Annotated in this window: 1 protein-coding gene; it reads left to right on the forward strand. The window is 49.2% G+C overall.

Going from position 1 to position 1,554, the window contains the following annotated elements; genetic code table 11:
* Window positions 1–1,554 (forward strand): beta strand repeat-containing protein (locus ICE90_RS10730; protein WP_370624673.1); only part of this gene is annotated, 1,554 nt, incomplete at both ends.

Consider the following 1,554-nt stretch of genomic DNA (forward strand, 5'->3'; position numbering starts at 1 on the left):
CGTAACTGCCGCTTCACTCATCCAGAACGCTTCTACTGGTACTACCGCCATTAACGGTGGGTCTATCACCACCTCAGGTGTGCAAACCTTTGGTAACAATGTCACCTTAGGTGCGGGGACAACTTTAGACACCACCAATGCCTCAGCATCAGCTGGCGCAGACCTTACATTTACAGGAACAGTAAATGGTGCCCAAGCCTTAACCTTAAATACAGGTTCAGGAGCTATCTATCTAAATGGTGTAATGGGTGGAACAACTAATCTAAATTCTTTAAGCGCTACCAGCACTAATGTAATCAATATTGGCAATAGCATAAGCACATTAGGCACACAAACTTATAGCGGTCCGGTTACAGTTGGTGCTGATGCTACTTTGACTTCAATTGGGCAATCACTTAACAATACTTATAACTACTCTGCAAGTACCCAGTCTGTAACAATTAACAGCAACTCTGTCACCATTCAATTAATTGGCGCATCAGGCGGTCTTGGCGGCAATGATGGTAGTTCTGGTAACCAGCTAGGTCAAGGCACAGGACCTGCTGGAAGTTATACCGTCACTTTATCCGTCACTCCAGGAACAGTTCTCACTATTGCACCAGGTAGTGGTGGCGGCAATGGCGTATCCAGCGCTAGTGGAAGTGGCGGCGGTACTGCTGGAACTAATGCATTAGGTGTTGGTAATGGTGGTACCGGTGGTAACGCGGGATCATCCGGTAGTTCTGGCGGCGGCGGTGGTGGCGGTGCAGCTTCTGTAGTGCAAGTTGGTAGTAGTGGCTACGTCTTCGCTGGTGGTGCTGGCGGCGGAGGTGGCGGAAGCAATTACAGCGGTTCTCCAGGAACTACTGCCGGTCAAGTGTATGGAGCTGTCCCGGGTAGTTATAGCGGCAGTAATGTGCCAACTAGTGGTACCTACAAAGGTGCCAATGGTATACAGCCGGGCGGTGATGGTGGTGGTAGTGGCGGCGGTGGCGGCGGTCTGATCGGTGGAGCGGCTTACGGCGGAAATCAAAGTGGTGAATATCGTGGCATTGGTGCTGATGCTGGTCAAAACGGTTACACGCTATCAAGTGGTGTAACTGTAGTTACCAATACAACTGTCACCAATGCTAATGGTGCAAATGGTAGCATCGTAATCACATCGAATAGCGCTTCTGGTATTAGCTTTAGTTCCACCGTGAATGGCGGAAAAGCATTAACAGTTGCAGCATCAAATGGAACGGTTACTTTCAGCGGAAGCGTTGGCAATACCGCGCCATTAACTTCTTTGACTGTCACTGGCAAAACAATTAATAGTGCATCTGCAGCAACCACCAAAGGCCTACAAAGCTACACAGGACCAGTATTGCTTGGGGCTGATACCACTCTGAATTCCAATTCAAGTTCAGCTAATGGCGCAGTGTCATTCTCAAGTACGCTCGATAGCGCCTCCACAACCCCATACGCCTTAACCATCACCTCTGGTTCTGGTAACGAAACCTTCACTGGAGTAGTCGGTGGTACTAACAAGTTAGCAGCTATTGCACTGACTTCTACTGGCACCACCACCTTTAG

Source organism: Polynucleobacter sp. AP-RePozz3-80-G7, assembly GCF_018882145.1.
In the GTDB taxonomy this organism is placed as follows: Bacteria; Pseudomonadota; Gammaproteobacteria; order Burkholderiales; family Burkholderiaceae; genus Polynucleobacter.